Source organism: Ignicoccus islandicus DSM 13165, assembly GCF_001481685.1.
Lineage (GTDB): Archaea > Thermoproteota > Thermoprotei_A > Sulfolobales > Ignicoccaceae > Ignicoccus > Ignicoccus islandicus.
The window spans coordinates 762,335-777,899 of the sequence record NZ_CP006867.1 but is presented as its reverse complement, the minus strand read 5'-3'; the positions used below and the strand labels follow the sequence as shown (position 1 = coordinate 777,899).

Sequence of the window (15,565 nt, the reverse complement as noted above, 5' to 3'; positions counted from 1 at the left end):
GCCCCTTGCCCAGAGACAAGTGTAGCGACGCTCGGTTATATAGTTGTATTTACCACATATACTTAACGTCTTTACTCTTCCTCACGTAATACCGACAAGGTAAACGAGAAGTGAAATTGGTATTGGGGCACCCGGCCTCGCAAGTCATACCGCTTTGGAAATACATGAAGGTGGAGGCGGTAATGCTAAACGCTTTCCAAATAGCATCTAGCAAGAAGTTATATGAGAGAGCAAGGGAAATGGGCCTAAGGGAGTTGTACGGAATACCTCCGGATATAGAGATATGGTTGGACTCGGGGGGTTACCAAGCCCTCAAGAAGGGGATCGCACTCAAGGTTGAGGACGTAACTAAGTGGTACAATGACTTAAAGCCAGACTATTGCATATCCCTAGACAACCCGGTAGGTCCTAACGATCCGAAGGCTCGCGAGAAAGTTCGACTAAACGTAAGTAACGCCAGGACAATGAGTAAGCTCGTTGATTGCGAACTCTTACCAGTCTTCCATCCAGTAGATGAAGACTTGTTTCTGGAGTACTTGAGCGGATATGACTTCTCTTCATATGCAGCAGTAGGCGGATTGATCCCGAGAATACTGACTGTGAAGAACGCCTCGAGAAAGGAGGGCCTTAAGTTCTTGGAACGCGTTAGAAAGGAGTTCCCTGGGCTCCTTCACGCTTTAGGTCTAGGTTCCTCCAAGATGATACCTTTATTGAGAACCCTGGGTTACGATTCCGCCGATACTCAGACGTGGCGTCATAAGGCGGCATACGGAAAGGTCATGTTACCGTTTAGGGGCGAGAGACACATAACTGATAGGCGAATAAACTTTGGAAAAAAGAGAATTAACGAAGATGAGCTAAGAGAGGTTGAGAAGATAGCCTTGATCCTAGGATTTACCATAGAAGACTTGAAAAGGGATTTCGTGAAGAGAGCGATATTTAACGCGTTCGTTATAGTTTCATCCAATCACCTTGGGACAATCAATAGCGTAACCCCAGTTCCAATCGAACTCAGTTAGGTTGGCCTCCATCACTACGTGAGAAGGTACTTCAACCACCTTCCTCTCCCAATAAGATCTCAAGAATGGGAGCTCCGAATGGTTCCTTACTTCCACGCAATCTTTCGGTACCACTACGTGAACCGCGAGCAGTTTCTTAGTAACGTTAGTCACGAATAATACCATAACGTACTTTCCTTGTACTTCCGCTGGTGAAAGCTTAACTAACAATCCCTTGTAAGTTGCATTGAAGTTAGCTACCCTGTAATCGGCTTCCGGAATGGATGCGTGACAATAATTGCATACTGGTCCTTCCCATCTCTTCGTTACAGTTACTGTTTTCCATAGGGTCAAGGTAGTGGTATTGTAAATTGTTGGAACTTGGATAGGACCGCAAGTACAAGAGGGAGGAGCTGTATATAGAAGTATTGAGAGTACTCCGACCATCAATAAGCTGACCACAGCTGCAACCATTTCCTTCCTAACTGCCATATCAACATCACTCAAAAGAGATTTCGAATTCGTCCTAATTAATGGGAGGGGATCAAATGGGATCCATCGCAACTTGGAGCTTCGAACGGGAACCCTTCCCTACAGTAAGCTACCGTCAGACCCAACCTCTTCGCTTCTTCCGAAACTGGTCTTAGTAGTTTCTCGCGCATTTCCCTCTTCAAGTAAATGTATCCACCCACTCTCTCACCACTCGAGTAGAACTCCTTAATGGTTGGGAACGCGGATACCATTCTCTTTAAGTTATCTGGTCTAGCCTTATAGGTTGAGGTGGTAACGTGGCGCGCGCCCATTGAAGCGACTGCCTCTACTAGCTCCTTAATTTCGTCTTCATCGTCGTTTACTGAAGGTATTATTGGATCTATACGTACTCCTACCGGGATTCCTTCTTCGGAAAGCTCCCTTATCGCTCTCAACCTCAAGCTAGGCGCTGGTGCGCCGGGTTCCAGTTTCCTTGCAACGTCCTCACGCAAGGTCGTAACAGTAATCATAACGGCCGCCTTCTTACCTTTGAGTAGATCTATATCGTTAGTCACTAGGTGGCTCTTAGTTGTGATCAAAACTTTGAAACCTCGAGACAATAGTAATTCTAAAGCCTTCCTCGTTAACCTAAGTCTCGATTCAATCCATGGGTATGGATCGGAAGATGTAGAGAGATTTACTACCTTTCCCTTGTCGGCTTTCCTTAAGTCTCTCTCTAACCTCTGGACAAAGTTCTTTTTGGGTATAGATGGTTTTCTCCCTATATAAGAAGTAGCGTAGCAGTATAAGCAGTAAAAGGAGCAACCAGTGTAAGGTTGTAAGCTATATTTCCTAGGACACGTACATAACTCATCCTTCCATGGATCGAACTCCCTTAATACCTCTAGCCTCACGACCCTCACCATCTAGAAGTACCAGTACCAAGCGCCTCTCTTCTCAAGGCGTCCTTCACACTCACCGTTACCTATACAAGCTACGATCTCATCGTTACATATCAGTGGGTAAGGTGGGTCTCTATAAGTAGCTAGTGGCGAACAGCCCCTCGGGCCCCTGACGCTCTTCCAGCCGTCGCATTTGCACACAACTACCTTGATCCAGTCTTTTTCAAGGACTTTACATGGAGGTGGCTCGTAGTGAGGACACGTACCGAACTCTATTCCATTACACTTTACGCACTTAACCCTATGCGGTGGTATGACCGTCTCAAACGGGTCAACCAAATAGCCTCTATGAAGGAAATAACAAGCTAAAGGCTTAAATATTACCCTCTGAACGCCATCTGTTCTAACCGTAAGGCCCAGTAGACAACTTTCCAGCTCAGTGGCTTCAGCCTTAGCTATTACCTCCCACGTTCTCAATTTTTGCCTAGGGTCGTTGGTTGTTTGCAATTTATAAGCCAAGAGCGAGAGCATTCGCGGATGATTAGATGGACGAGGAGGAGTTGGGGAGGCTGCTATACGTCGTTCCAGCCACGATTATAGCTCTAATACTCGTGAACCCTAACAACTACGAGAGCGTGGCGTTCCTTTCCTTGCTATCTTCTAGCGTACTCTTCTTTCTAGGCTATCCAAACCAAGCTTTCCTCACGCTCTTGTCCGGAATTCTGGGTATAGGAACAGTAAAAGTTCTATCAATAGATTCTACTGAAACTATTACGCGAACGAAGAGAGTTACCGTGACCTCTGCAGAAACAGTAACCGTTTACCTTACCGAGACCTTAACGAGAACTGTTACGCGAACCCTAATCAAGGAGAGTACCGTTACTGAAACGTCTTTCTTAACTCTTAGAGACTGCTCGCGAGAAGTCATCGTTACGAGCTTCGTGAATCTGGGTGAAATAGCGTGTTACGGGAAGCTTTTTTGCGAGGGCTCTAAGGAAGTTAACGCAATGTTGGGATACAACTTAACGGTAACTAGCCGCGTTATCGGAACGACTACCGTTTACTTACCAATTAACGGAACTATAGGGCCTTGCGTAAATGGGATAAGCGTAAAACCCGGCGTAACGTTCGTTCTAGCGAGGCCTTACTACGGTCAAGTACCGGCCACAGTAACTATCCGGATGAAGACCGAATCCCGGTGAGATCGGTGATCGGCTCTACCGCTTTACGGACGGTTAAATTTCGCGTCGAAGAATACGTTAGCGGGACGAATAGAACTTGAAAGTCACAATACAACCCTCTAGAGTTTCAGGAGAGCTGAACGCTCCCCCAAGCAAGAGCTGGGCACAGAGGGCCTTGTTCCTTTCCCTTCTAGCAGAAGGGGAGAGCGAAATAACTAATTTACCAGACGCTGACGACGTTCAAGCCTCCCTAGAAGCAATAGAGGCTTTCGGTGCTGAAGTGAGCATGGAAATAGGTTCAATTACAGTTAAAGGTGGAGACGTAAAGACGCCCGAAGACGTAATAAACTTGAGGGGTTCCGGAACTGGAGCTAGAATAGCAATTGGAATTGGAACGCTCGTCCCAAGGGGTACGGGAAGCGTAATCACCGGGAACGCGAGCCTCCGTAGGAGGCCTATGACTCCAGTAATAGAAACTTTTAGAGCCTTGGGAGCTGACGTTAGAAGTCTTCGGAACGGTCTCTTACCGGTGGTATCCTTCGGGGGTCTTCCCGGAGGAATCGCTGAAGTGGATGGAAGCGTAACTAGTCAGCACGTTACTTCAGCCTTAATAGCGGGTACTAAAAGCGAGAACGGAGTTTCCATTAGGTCTCCGAATCTAGTATCTAGAGGTTACGTTGCCTTAACGGTCGAAGTTATGGAAAAGTTCGGTGCCTCCGTAAGTTGTAACGAGTCGTTTACCGAATGTAGCGTACAGCCATCTCATCTAAAGCCAGTTGAACTTGAAATACCGGGCGATTACGCTTTAGCTGCCTTTCCAATGGCTTTAGCGTTAACCACCAAGGGCTCAATAACTGTAAAGGGTTTGCCGTTTCCAAGCGAGGGACCCGGTGATCACAAGATATTGGATTACTTGAAAGCATTTGGTGCTAAAGTGAATTACTACAGCGGTTCCGTTGAGGTACGTATGGACGAAAGACCGAAGGCGGTAAGGCTCAACTTGAGAGATGAACCTGATTTGGCCTTACCGCTCATAGCAGTAGCTGCGCTAGCTGAGGGGGAGTCTGTCTTTAGGGGTCTTTCGCACTTAGCATACAAAGAGTCTAACAGAATAGAACAAATAATAAATACCCTCAAGTGCTTCGGCGTTAGCGCCAAGTACGATGCAGGTAGCATAAGGGTGTGGGGTACGGTCTCCCTAAAGCCATGTGTTATAACGTGCCCGGACGACCATAGAGTGGCAATGATGGCTTCCATACTAGGCGCTCATATAGGAGCCAGAATTGATAACGCCGAATGCGTCAGAAAGAGCTGGCCGGAGTACTGGGACGTATTGAAGAGAATAGGGGTGAGGATTCTTGAGCAATAAGTGGGACGTAATAAAAACGAACAAGGGAATAGTGATAAGGGGCGATGACGTAACCATATTGATCGATCCGCAAGGAATACCCGAAGACGCAATCGATATCGATTTCGTGATTTTAACGTCGCGGGATAATTACAACGAAAAAGTCGTGGAAGAAGTTCTCTCTCAAAGCGGCGCTGCCCTGATCACGCCCTTTAACGTCAGGAGGAACATAATGAAGAAATACTACGTTGACATAGTAGATCAAATCAAAGGCCTAACTGATGACGTATGGGTATATGCGAGAAATAGGGAACTGGCGCTTTTCCTCTATGATGAAGGAGGACCCTTGGTAGTCACCAATTCCATTCCAAACGACGAAATCGATGAGCTATCGAACGCCGTATACGGTTTGAAGACATCAAAGATAATAAGAGGGAAAACGAAGTGAGGTTCGACTCACTTATAGGCCTAATAATAGAGGAAAGTAGCTTAGCACTAAAGCACGTAGTAGCTGCTTTGATTTCCCTCGTATTTAATCCGTATTCGTTCGCTGTGGCGTTGTTTCCCATAAGCGCGTGGAAGGACGGTAATCCGTACTACGCCTTCATATCGCTCGCCTCTTTAGCCATTTTCCCATTCACTTTCCATTATCACGGAGTAAAGAGCGGAAAAACCAATTGGAACGTCGATGAGAGATGGAAGAGGCCTAAGTACTTGCTCTTGTCCTCTACTGGCGGCTTCATTGGTTCCTCCCTACTGGGCTTAATGGGAGCTAAGTACCTTTCAATAGCTACGGCCGTTTACGCAACTACGGCTTTCTTCGTTGCGATAGCTTCTTACTTTATAAAAGTGAGCGTCCATGTGTCCACGGCCGTGACCACAGCGATAGTGTTGGGCTGGGCGCTAGGCTTATGGTGGGGCGTGGCCTTCGGGGCGATAGCGTTAGTAGTGGCTTGGTCGAGAGTTGTACTAAAAGCACATAGACCGGTTGAGGTAGCGGAGGCGTACGCGATATCTTCGTTTTCATCGATATTAATACTCTCAGTGCTAAGGGCTATACCAATGTAACTAAACTTATTAGGCACAAGGCTCCCCACACCATGGAGCGGGGGTGCCCGAGCCTGGTCGAAGGGGGCGGGCTCAAGACCCGCTGGCGTAGGCCGGCGTGGGTTCAAATCCCACCCCCCGCACCATAGGCGTCAGTTCTCGCTTCTACTAAAGTTTATTTGCGAGAAGTGAAGGAAATGAAGAAGGCGTATCTAATCAAGGTAAAGGGACTAGTGCAAGGCGTCGGGTTCCGACCGGACGTTGCCAGGTTAGCAAGGAAGTACGGTCTAGGGGGATACGTGAAGAACGTTTCCGGTGGTTCGGTCGAAATATGGGTAGAGGGCATCCAAGTGGAGAACTTCCTAGACGACTTAAAGAAGCTTCCTCCGCCTATAGAGATAGAGCAATTGGACGTAATCGAAGCGAGCCCCAAAGGGTTCGAGGATTTCCGCATCCTCCCGAGCGGCGGAGCAGGGAAAAGGTCCCAAGTGCCTCCCGATTTCGCCATTTGCGAAAATTGCCTAAAAGAGATCTTGAACCCTTTCTCTCGGCGCTTTCGTTACGCGCTGAACAGCTGCGCGAAATGTGGTCCTAGGTTTTCAATGATCAAAATGTTACCATATGACCGAGAAAATACGTCCATGGCTCCGTACCCGCTCTGCCCGGAGTGCGAGCGAGAGTATTCCTCAATAGAGGATAGGAGGTACCACGCTCAAGGAATTTCATGTAATAGATGTGGGCCCAGAGTTACCCTAAGAGATTCGGACGGGAAAACTGTATTAGTGCGCGACCCGATCACCGAGGCCGCGAAGCTACTAGAGGAGGGGTTCATTCTAGCGATTAAGGGCATGGGTGGGTACCACTTAGCTGCTAAGGCAACGAGCGACGAAGTAGTTCTAGAACTTAGAAAGAGGAAGAACAGGCCTAGGAAGCCCTTTGCTCTGATGGCGTTAAACTACGAGGTAGCATTGGGAATAGTAAAAGACTTAGATAGGGACCTGTTCTCGTCGCCAGAGGCTCCGATAATTCTGGCTCCGAAAAGGGAGGGAGCTGTTAGCGAATGGGTCGCTCCCGGACACGAGTTAATAGGCGTCATGAGAGCGTATACGGGCCTTCACTACCTACTACTAATGCAAACTAAGGAAAAGTTCTCAATAATGACGTCAGCCAATCCCACGGGGAAGCCTACTTGCATAGACTTGAAATGCGTTTTAGAGATGGGGGTAGCAGATTACGTTTTGGATCATGACAGAGAAATAGTCCACCGCGTGGACGATAGCGTAATTAGGAGGACTGGGAACAGTTACGTGTTCCTTAGGAGATCCAGAGGTTACGCACCGAGGTGGATTGAGGTAAGGTGGCGCCTTCCAGAGGCATTGGCGGTTGGGGCAGAGCTTCAGAACGTAGGAGCGGTTTCATTTGAGAACAAGGTCGTCATGACGCAGTACATAGGTGATACGGACGAGTTAGAGAACTTAGAGTTCTTGGAAAAAGAACTGAGATGGTTCGTTGAGCAATATTCTGTTGAGCCGTCTTTCGTAGTAGTGGATAAACACCCTCTCTATAATTCTCGGAAATTGGGTTTAACGATAGCGGAGGAAATGGGCTCGGAAGTAGTTGAAGTACAACATCATCACGCACACGTTAATTCGGTTATGGCTGACTTGGGGCTTGAAGAGGCAGTTGGAATAGCTATAGATGGAACCGGTTACGGAGAGGACGGAGCTATATGGGGAGGCGAAGTAATATATAGTAACTTAAGGGGCTTCGAGAGGCTCTGCCACTTAAGGTATTACAAGCTACCCGGCGGAGATAGAGCAGTTAAGTACCCAGCTAGAATAGCGATCTCAATACTTCACGAATTAGGGGAACTTGACCGATTCTCTGAAGAATTATCGGAGGCGTTGCCGGGTAAGGAACTCGAGTTCGAACTAACGCTTAAGACCCTAAATTCGTCACCCAATTCCTCCTCTTTAGGAAGACTCCTGGACGCAGCTTCAGTGTTACTAGGTATTTCGAAGGTTAGAACGTATGAAGGAGAGCCAGCAATGCTACTGGAAGCGACCTCGTTTGGAGGGAAACCTCTATTCAAGGAAGACTTCGTTAAGGGAAACTTAATCGATGGACACGAATTGATCCTAAGAGCACTAATGGAACTTGAAAGGGGGGCGAGAATTAAGGACGTCGCCTACACCATCCAATTCAACTTAGGTTATAACTTTGCTCTATGTATTAGAGATATGGAACTACCTAAGGTAATTTCTGGCGGTGCAGCAGTCAACCAACCCTTCTACGAAGGAGTGAAAGACGTACTGAAGGAGGTCTTCTTACCGAAACGCGTGCCTCCGGGCGATGGCGGAATATCGCTAGGCCAGCTCGTAACGTTGAGAGAGTGAAACCAATAGAAAGCCAAAGTAAATATGGGAATCAATAGTAAAGCGTTAACGGGGGATTTCAAATCACGTCCACTGAAGGGAAAGTTACGCTAAGGACCATATTAAAGAAGTACGAGAAAGGAGAACGCATTGCCATGGTCACCGCTTACGATTACCCTACCGCCAAACTGGTTGATAAAGCTGGTGTAGATATGATATTAGTCGGCGATTCGCTGGCTATGGTGGTATTAGGTTATCCTTCAACGAACCAACTGAGCTTTGAGGAGATGCTGATTCACGTAGCTGCCGTAGCGAGAGCGAGGCCTAGAGCAATGATAGTAGGCGATATGCCATTTGGTTCTTACGAGTACTCCGTCAACGAGGCCGTGAGGAACGCTATAGAAATGGTCAGAGTTGGCGCCGAGTCAGTTAAAATAGAGGGCGGTAGCGAGATGACCGACGTTGTGCGCGGAATAGTTAAAGCCGGTATTCCCGTAATGGGTCACTTAGGCCTAACCCCACAAAAGAGACACCTGCTAGGCGGCTACCGCTTAAGGGGTAAGACGCCCCAAGAGGCAAAGGAACTTATCGAAGACGCTAAAGCGCTGGAGGAAGCCGGCGTTTATTCAATAGTGATAGAGTTCGTCAAGAAGGAAGTGGCAAAGGAAATAACAGAGAAGGTGAACGTCCCAACTATATGCATAGGAGCCGGTCCTCACTGTTCCGGACAAGTGCTTGTGATTCACGACATATTAGGCCTAAGTGAAATTAGACCTCCTTTCGCCAAGGTCTATTTCGATTGCTCAAAAGCTATAACGGAAGCCGTGAGGAAGTACGTCGAGGAAGTAAAGAAGGGAGAGTTCCCAAACGAAGAGTACAGCTTCTAGTGAGGTGAATGAAATGGTATGTCCCTATTTGAAGAGAGGGTTTATGACTGCAAAGTGTACCTTGACAGGTCAAGTTGTAAATTTGAAGAAGATGCCTTGCCTCAAGAACTACGAGGAGTGTCCAATATACAAGGCGCACGTAACTGAAAAGATCAAGGAGGTTAAAGAGGAAGTTGAGAAAAGGGAGGCAAAGAAGGAGGAACAACCTCAAGAAGTTCCTGGAGTGTCATGCGAAGACTGTCTCTATTACTCGAGGATAACTCACATATGTATTAGATTGAAGCAGAGAGTTGACGACCCGAAAAGACCTCCTTGCGGAGGAAAGTACTTCAGGAAGGCGGAAGTTTAAAGGAAGTACTTGTTCCTGGCGAACCTCGGCTTAGATATTTCTTCTTCTATTCTGAGCAATCGGTTGTATTTGCACGTTCTCTCGCCTCTGGCCGGTGCACCAGTCTTTATCGCTGGAGAATAGCTCCCTACCGCTAAGTCTGCTATAAAGGTGTCTTCAGTTTCACCAGACCTGTGGCTAACGATGGGGGCCCACTTGTTTTCTTGGGCTAACTTGATTACTTCCCATGCCTCCGTAACGGTACCAATTTGATTTACTTTAACTAGAACAGCGTTAGCTACCCCTTCTTCAATGGCCTTCGAAACGATAGTTGGATTAGTTACGAGTAAGTCGTCACCAACTATTCTAATCTTTAGCCTCTTAACAGCTTCCTTAAAGCCTTCCCAATCGGTCTCTTCTAGAGGGTCTTCAATACTCTTTATCGGATATTCCTTTATTAATTCCTCATAGAATTCAAGTAATTTCTCTCTATCGAGCTCCTTTCCGTCAATGAGGTAAACTTTCTTGTTTGAGTCGTAGAAGTGACTGGCTGCTGCGTCAAGCGCGAGGGCAACTGATCCCTCGTATCCGCTCATCTCTATTGCCTTCATCAAAGCGTCAAGAGCCTCTCTAGTCTCCCTCATAGGTGGCGCGAAACCTCCTTCATCGCCTACGTTTACGGCAGACTTACCGTACTTCTCCTTTAGCAAGTTCTTTAGCGTGTGGTATATTTCAGAGGCCGCCCTCAAGGCCTCAGAGAAGCTTTCGAAGTTCCACGGAACTATCATGAACTCTTGTATTGCCAAATCGTTACCAGCGTGGGCCCCTCCGTTTATGACGTTCAATAGCGGGGTAGGTAACTGGTCTGCTAGAGGACCACCGAGGTACTTATAAAGGGGGAGATCTAAGCTATTGGCAGCCGCCTTAGCTACTGCCATGCTAGTTGCAACTATTGCATTTGCCCCCAATCTCGACTTGTTAGGCGTCCCATCTATTTCTATCATTTTATAATCAATTGCTCTCTGTTCCAATGAATCCATTCCAATTAGGGCCTTAGCTATCTCGTTATTCACGTTGGAAACGGCCTTGTTAACGCCCTTTCCATGGAACTCCTTCCCACCATCCCTTAGCTCCAGTGCTTCCTTAGTGCCTTTAGAGGCTCCAGATGGCGCTGCTGCCCTTCCCAAGGCACCGCAAGCGGTAGTTACGTCAACCTCAACGGTGGGATTGCCTCTGGAGTCTAGTATCCAACGACCTTTTACCGAGACGATCTCAGTGCCGTTCAAGACCAGAAACACCGATTGTGCCTAGACTAGAGAGACCTTTAATTCTGCATTATACTCCAAAAACCTTTACCCGAAGGGATTTAGGGAGATAATGTGGCGAAGTGGATCGTAGGGAGTGCGTGGCCTTACGTTAACGCAGTGCCTCACTTAGGAAACTTAATAGGATCAATACTATCGGCGGACGTCTTCGCGCGCTTTCTGAGACTCATGGACGAGGACGTAGTAGCCGTTTCGGGAAGCGACGAACACGGAACTCCAATTGAGGTGGAGGCAAGGAAGAGAGGTATGGAACCTAAGGAACTGACTGACAAAATGCACAATTACGTTAAATCCCTCTTCGAGAGGTTCGAGATAGCATTCGATAATTACACGAGAACGCATAACGACGTTCACATAAAGTTCGTCCAAGAGACGTTTATGAAGATCTACGAGAACGGATACGTCTTTACGAAAGATTTACTAATGCCCTACTGTCTCAAAGACGAAATGTTCCTTCCTGATAGGTTCGTCACAGGTACGTGCCCTTACTGTGGCGCTAAAGGCGCTAGGGGAGATCAATGCGACTTCTGCGGGAAACTGCTGGATCCGGTCGACTTGATAGATCCTAAGTGCAGTTTGTGTGGAAGTAGACCGACGTGGAGGAAAACGAAGCACTTCTTCTTCGATTTACCCAAAGCTGCTAAAGGTTTGGACCAATGGATAAAGGAAAGCGATCTACCAGAGAACGTAAAGAACACGACGCTGCATTGGCTCAAGGAAGGGTTAACTCCAAGAGCTATAACAAGAGATAATAAGTGGGGGATACCCGCTCCGTTTCCGGGAGCGGAAGGTAAAACTATATACGTATGGTTCGAGGCGGTCCTTGGATACCTATCTGCCGTAAAGGAACTAGACGTCAAGAACGGAACGAACCTCTTCGAATACTTCTGGAAGGACCAGAGCTCGAGACCAGTATATTTTATAGGGAAGGATAACATACCTTTCCACTCGATAATCCTACCAGCACTTTTAAGGGCGACCGGCGAAGAGTATCCGCTTCCATATAACATTTCCGCTACTGAATACTTGATGTACGAAGGAAAGAAGTTCAGTAAGAGTAGGAGAATAGGAGTATGGATAGACGAGGCGTTGAAGTTAGTTCCCGAACCCGATTATTGGCGCTTCGCATTGATTCGCATGAGGCCTGAGGATAGGGATACCAATTTCACGTGGAGCGAGTTTTACAGAATAGTCAACTCCGAATTAAACGATGACATAGGTAATTTCGCTCATAGGGTCCTTACATTAATAAAGAGAAAGTTGAACGGCAACGTAAATGGGAAGATCGATGAGGAGATAGCTAGGAAAATAGAGGAGCTTCACGATAAGTACGTTAAAGCAATGTACCAAGTGAGAATGAAGGAAGCCACGAACTACTTACTTGAAATGGCTAGATTGGGGAACAAGTACTTAAACGAAAAGGAGCCATGGAAGTTACTTAAGTGCTGTCCCGAAAAAGCCTCCGACGTCTTGTATACCTCTCTCTATATACTAAGAGAAATAGCGCTTCACTTAGCGCCTTTCGCTCCCGCCTCTGCGCAAAGGCTATGGGAAATGCTAGGGGAAGAAGGAGACGTCAACTCCAAAGGAACTTTAGCGAAGGAACACTCTAGACCTCCGAAGAACGAGATAGGCGAGCCCAAGCCTCTATTCAAGAAGTTACCCGAAGAGTTCTCAGATCCCAATTACGTTGAAGGGTTACTCCAGGAGATCAGGGAAGAAGTAGAAAAGGAAAGACCGATACCCTTCTTTACTTAGAATTACTTGAAAAGAGCCTTATCTTTAGATCGTCCGGTAGCCTGTCCAAGTACTTCTCAACTAGGTCGGGCATGTGTTTCTTTACCAACATTAACATCTCTAAGTCGCTTAACGCAGTCAATCTACCATGTTCGAACTGTTTCATGACATCTCTATAGATCTCTTGTACCCTTGGATCCTTTTTGTCTACCTTTTCATCGTCCTTCAATTCAAAGGTCTTGTTTATCCAATAAACTATTCCAGCCAACCCGGCATAGGGGGTTATCGCTATTCCGGGCTTGACTCCCAACAATTCCTCGGGATCGAATGGTAAGTACGTCTCAGGGTTCTTGAGGAGTCCATCTGCGTGTATTCCGGCTCTAGTAGTGGCGAAGTTCCTACCAACAATCGGATAGTAGGGCGGTACCTCGTAACCGAGCTCTTTGCGATAGTATTCGGCTATTTCCTTGATTACTTTGGTATTCATTCCATCGAAGCCGTGTTTGAGCTGGGCGTAAATGAAGACTAGTGCTTCTATTGGAACGTTGCCAGCCCTTTCACCTATACCCAATAGGGTTCCGTTGTTTAAGGCCGCTCCGTAAAGCCAAGCGCTCATAGCGTTCGCTACCCCTAGATGGAAGTCGTTATGGCCGTGGAATTCCAGCCACTTCGAGGGCACTCCGCAAACGTGCCTTAGTACCCACGTTAGCTTAGGTATGCTCCTAGGCAACATCGCTTCGGGTAGCGGAACTCCTACGCCGAGCGTATCGGGGTACCTAACCTTTACCGGTAGCCCGTATTTCTCACTTAACTTCATTAGCTTCTTTACGAATGGGACGACCACCTCGAATACGTTCGCCCTAGTTATGTCCTCTAAGTGAACCCTAGGAACTATATCCATCTTAAGTGCTTCCTCCACTACGCTCAAGTATTTGTCTATTACCTTTCTCCTACTGGACTTGAACTTGAAGTAGATGTGGTAATCGCTAATGGAGGAAAGTATGCCCGTTTCCTCTATCCCGGCTTCCTTAACGAGTTTCAATTCCTCCTTATTGGCCCTAATCCAAGCAGTAACTTTCGGACAATTGTAGCCTAAGTTCTTTATCTCCCTCACGGCCTTCCTATCTTTTTCCGTATAGAGGAAGAATTCGCTAGTTAGAACCTTACAGTTCGGACCACTTAGTTCGTGAAGGTACTTATATAGCTGGACCATCTGTTCGACTGTATATGGTTCCCTGGCTTGCTGACCGTCTCTGAAAGTAGTATCGGTAATCCATATTTCCTTAGGAAGTTCGGTATGTAGTATTATACCATCAAAGAAAATCCTGGGTGCTGATTTGAAGGGGAACATAAACTTGTATAGTTCAGGTTTGGGAGCGTCTATAACTTCGTAGTCCGGCGTATCTATACTCTCTTCCTTGAGTCTTCGTAGCGTCTCGCTCCTGACGCTTCTTAGGCTACTAGCAACGTGCATGATATGAACCCTTAGGTTACTGAGCTATATTGCGAATAAATATCTGTCCCTATAACTTAATCGAAAAATCGCATCACTCTAGTACCCTAATTACTTCTACTCCTTCCTCTAGTTCAGCCTTGCCACCGCTCGGCCTAAGCAACTGAGTTCCGCACATTATACATCTAACCGGGTAAGTTGCGTGTGAAAAGACGATCTGTTCGTTTCCGCAAGTTGGGCATTTGACCTTAATGAACCTAGAGCGTGGCTCGGGAACCAGTATCTTATAGAGCTTCCTCTTCCTAGGCACTCTTCTCTTCACCCAATTGAGCTTCGAAATCGAGGGGCTTTATAATTGTGTTATTGCATTTTGGGAGTGAATGAATTAAAGGAGAAGGGATCCTTAGGATGCGTCGAGAAGTAGTGGGCCCGCGGGGATTTGAACCCCGGACCACCGGGTTATGAGCCCGGCGCTCTGCCTGGCTGAGCTACGGGCCCTCCGTTTGTAGCATCGCGTTCTTGGGTTTATGAATCTTTCTCAAAGGTTTTTCGTTGAACGCACTCCTTGACCTTTTCGTGCAATTGGAGGTATTCCATCAACTTTTTCAATCCCTCGGGAGTTATGCTAACTATCATTTCTGGGTGGGAACCTAACGTATACCTTACCGCTAACAATCCTTTAGATTTCATCTCTTTGACGTGTTTCCACGTAACTGACTTAGATAGACCCAAAGCGGAGGATAGGTCCTTCAGCTTAGCCTCACCGACTATACTCAAATAAGTAAGTATCGACGCCCTCGTTGGATTAATTTCCACCTCCTTTAGTTTCTTGGCTATTTCATCGCATTCACGCATTCTTCTATCCCCTTTGCGTTTAATCCTAAGATCGCGAAGACGTCGCTAGTGACTATAATACTGAGGACGTACACCAATGGTAATCCCGTATAGTATAACTCAACGAGGGCATAGACTATCGATCCCAAGCTCCAGAGGGCGGCCGGTAGAGCTACTTCCGAGGGTTCTATTAAGGTATAGAGTATTCCAGCATTTATTATTATAATTGAAACGATCAAGAAGCTCTCGGTCATAACGTAATTATTCGTGACCGTGGCTAATGAAATTAGGATTAGAGCCATTACAATGAACATTAGTTGAAGTTTAAAGTCCTTTTGAGAGAACTGCGATAGATTCTTACTCATAAGTTTACCTATTCTCAATCTCCCACTTAATCTATCAAGTATTGGTACGTTGTTGTTAGACGTGACATTTAATCTAGCCAAGAGTAATATTAATGAACGCAGTATTAGGAACGTAACTATAAGTGAATAGATGTCTAACGCGTTTACTAGGGGAATGAATATCAACGAAGTTATTGCTGAGAATGATACTATAACGGTCCAGTAATTCGTGATGGCCGAGCACAAGTTCGATTTAAGCAACATATAGGTAGGTACTTCCTCAGAGTTCAATTTCCTGTGACTCCCAGTAGAGGAAAGTATACGCTACCCTATAT

The 15,565-nt window shown here is 46.6% G+C and carries 17 protein-coding genes and 2 tRNA genes; 10 read left to right on the top strand and 9 right to left on the bottom strand.

Going from position 1 to position 15,565, the window contains the following annotated elements; translation table 11 throughout:
- The first annotated feature begins 110 nt into the window (after window positions 1–110).
- The gene (locus tag EYM_RS04375) at window positions 111–1,019 is read left to right on the top strand and encodes a tRNA guanosine transglycosylase family protein (RefSeq protein WP_075049846.1); all 909 of its coding nucleotides are present in this window, start codon (window positions 111–113) and stop codon (window positions 1,017–1,019) included.
- On the opposite strand, the gene EYM_RS04370 is transcribed toward EYM_RS04375, so the two are convergent.
- Genes EYM_RS04370 through EYM_RS04360 form a run of 3 tightly spaced genes read right to left on the bottom strand, consistent with a single transcriptional unit; the run spans window position 960 to window position 2,878 of the window.
- Window positions 960–1,505: a hypothetical protein gene (locus EYM_RS04370; RefSeq protein WP_157058762.1), complete on the bottom strand. Its 546-nt coding sequence runs from the start codon at window positions 1,503–1,505 to the stop codon at window positions 960–962. The two genes, EYM_RS04375 and EYM_RS04370, sit on opposite strands and share 60 nt — an antisense overlap.
- Before the next feature lie 23 nt (window positions 1,506–1,528).
- The gene (locus EYM_RS04365; RefSeq protein ID WP_075049844.1) at window positions 1,529–2,395 is read right to left on the bottom strand and encodes an SPL family radical SAM protein; all 867 of its coding nucleotides are present in this window, start codon (window positions 2,393–2,395) and stop codon (window positions 1,529–1,531) included.
- Window positions 2,396–2,878 carry a hypothetical protein gene (locus tag EYM_RS04360; protein WP_157058761.1) on the bottom strand — a complete coding sequence of 161 codons (483 nt, stop codon included), beginning with the start codon at window positions 2,876–2,878 and terminating at the stop codon, window positions 2,396–2,398. It abuts the gene before it with no gap.
- 38 nt (window positions 2,879–2,916) lie between these two features.
- On the opposite strand from EYM_RS04360, the gene EYM_RS04355 reads away from it, so the two are divergent.
- From EYM_RS04355 to EYM_RS04320, 8 genes are all read left to right on the top strand, one after another.
- A complete protein-coding gene (locus tag EYM_RS04355) occupies window positions 2,917–3,573 on the top strand; it encodes a hypothetical protein (protein WP_075049842.1) in 657 nt (218 codons plus the stop codon).
- A gap of 76 nt (window positions 3,574–3,649) precedes the next feature.
- Window positions 3,650–4,921 (top strand): 3-phosphoshikimate 1-carboxyvinyltransferase, encoded by a 1,272-nt coding sequence (gene aroA / locus EYM_RS04350; protein ID WP_075049841.1) that lies wholly within the window; start codon window positions 3,650–3,652, stop codon window positions 4,919–4,921.
- Window positions 4,911–5,348, top strand: coding sequence for a hypothetical protein (locus tag EYM_RS04345; RefSeq protein WP_075049840.1), 438 nt, complete (start codon window positions 4,911–4,913; stop codon window positions 5,346–5,348). Before aroA ends, EYM_RS04345 begins: the two co-directional genes overlap by 11 nt.
- Window positions 5,345–5,968, top strand: a complete 624-nt coding sequence (locus tag EYM_RS04340) for a hypothetical protein (protein WP_075049839.1) — start codon at window positions 5,345–5,347, stop codon at window positions 5,966–5,968. Before EYM_RS04345 ends, EYM_RS04340 begins: the two co-directional genes overlap by 4 nt.
- A gap of 37 nt (window positions 5,969–6,005) precedes the next feature.
- Window positions 6,006–6,093 (top strand) — tRNA-Leu (locus EYM_RS04335).
- A 51-nt stretch (window positions 6,094–6,144) separates the two neighbouring features.
- Window positions 6,145–8,343, top strand: a complete 2,199-nt coding sequence (gene hypF / locus EYM_RS04330) for a carbamoyltransferase HypF (protein WP_075050621.1) — start codon at window positions 6,145–6,147, stop codon at window positions 8,341–8,343.
- 62 nt (window positions 8,344–8,405) lie between these two features.
- A complete protein-coding gene (panB, locus tag EYM_RS04325; protein ID WP_075049838.1) occupies window positions 8,406–9,209 on the top strand; it encodes a 3-methyl-2-oxobutanoate hydroxymethyltransferase in 804 nt (267 codons plus the stop codon).
- Between the two features lie 13 nt (window positions 9,210–9,222).
- The gene (locus EYM_RS04320) at window positions 9,223–9,558 is read left to right on the top strand and encodes a hypothetical protein (protein ID WP_075049837.1); all 336 of its coding nucleotides are present in this window, start codon (window positions 9,223–9,225) and stop codon (window positions 9,556–9,558) included.
- Here EYM_RS04320 and eno read toward each other — a convergent pair.
- Window positions 9,555–10,823, bottom strand: a complete 1,269-nt coding sequence (eno, locus tag EYM_RS04315; RefSeq protein ID WP_236943401.1) for a phosphopyruvate hydratase — start codon at window positions 10,821–10,823, stop codon at window positions 9,555–9,557. The genes EYM_RS04320 and eno overlap by 4 nt on opposite strands.
- Window positions 10,824–10,916: 93 nt before the next feature.
- Between eno and metG the strand changes: the two genes are divergently transcribed.
- A complete protein-coding gene (gene metG / locus EYM_RS04310) occupies window positions 10,917–12,620 on the top strand; it encodes a methionine--tRNA ligase (protein WP_075049835.1) in 1,704 nt (567 codons plus the stop codon).
- Here the strand turns inward: metG and EYM_RS04305 are convergent.
- The 5 genes from EYM_RS04305 to EYM_RS04285 form a co-directional block, all read right to left on the bottom strand.
- Complete coding sequence (locus tag EYM_RS04305; RefSeq protein ID WP_075049834.1) at window positions 12,613–14,073, bottom strand: homocitrate synthase/isopropylmalate synthase family protein; 1,461 nt, start codon at window positions 14,071–14,073, stop codon at window positions 12,613–12,615. The two genes, metG and EYM_RS04305, sit on opposite strands and share 8 nt — an antisense overlap.
- 73 nt (window positions 14,074–14,146) lie before the next feature.
- Entirely contained in the window at window positions 14,147–14,362 is a 216-nt protein-coding gene (locus EYM_RS04300; protein ID WP_075049833.1) for a 30S ribosomal protein S27e, read from the bottom strand.
- A 114-nt stretch (window positions 14,363–14,476) separates the two neighbouring features.
- Window positions 14,477–14,550, bottom strand: a tRNA-Ile gene (locus tag EYM_RS04295).
- Window positions 14,551–14,577: 27 nt separating this feature from the next.
- The gene (locus EYM_RS04290; protein WP_075049832.1) at window positions 14,578–14,907 is read right to left on the bottom strand and encodes a transcriptional regulator; all 330 of its coding nucleotides are present in this window, start codon (window positions 14,905–14,907) and stop codon (window positions 14,578–14,580) included.
- Window positions 14,886–15,521: a hypothetical protein gene (locus EYM_RS04285; RefSeq protein ID WP_075049831.1), complete on the bottom strand. Its 636-nt coding sequence runs from the start codon at window positions 15,519–15,521 to the stop codon at window positions 14,886–14,888. The genes EYM_RS04290 and EYM_RS04285 overlap by 22 nt, the downstream gene beginning before the upstream one ends.
- Window positions 15,522–15,565: the final 44 nt, after the last annotated feature.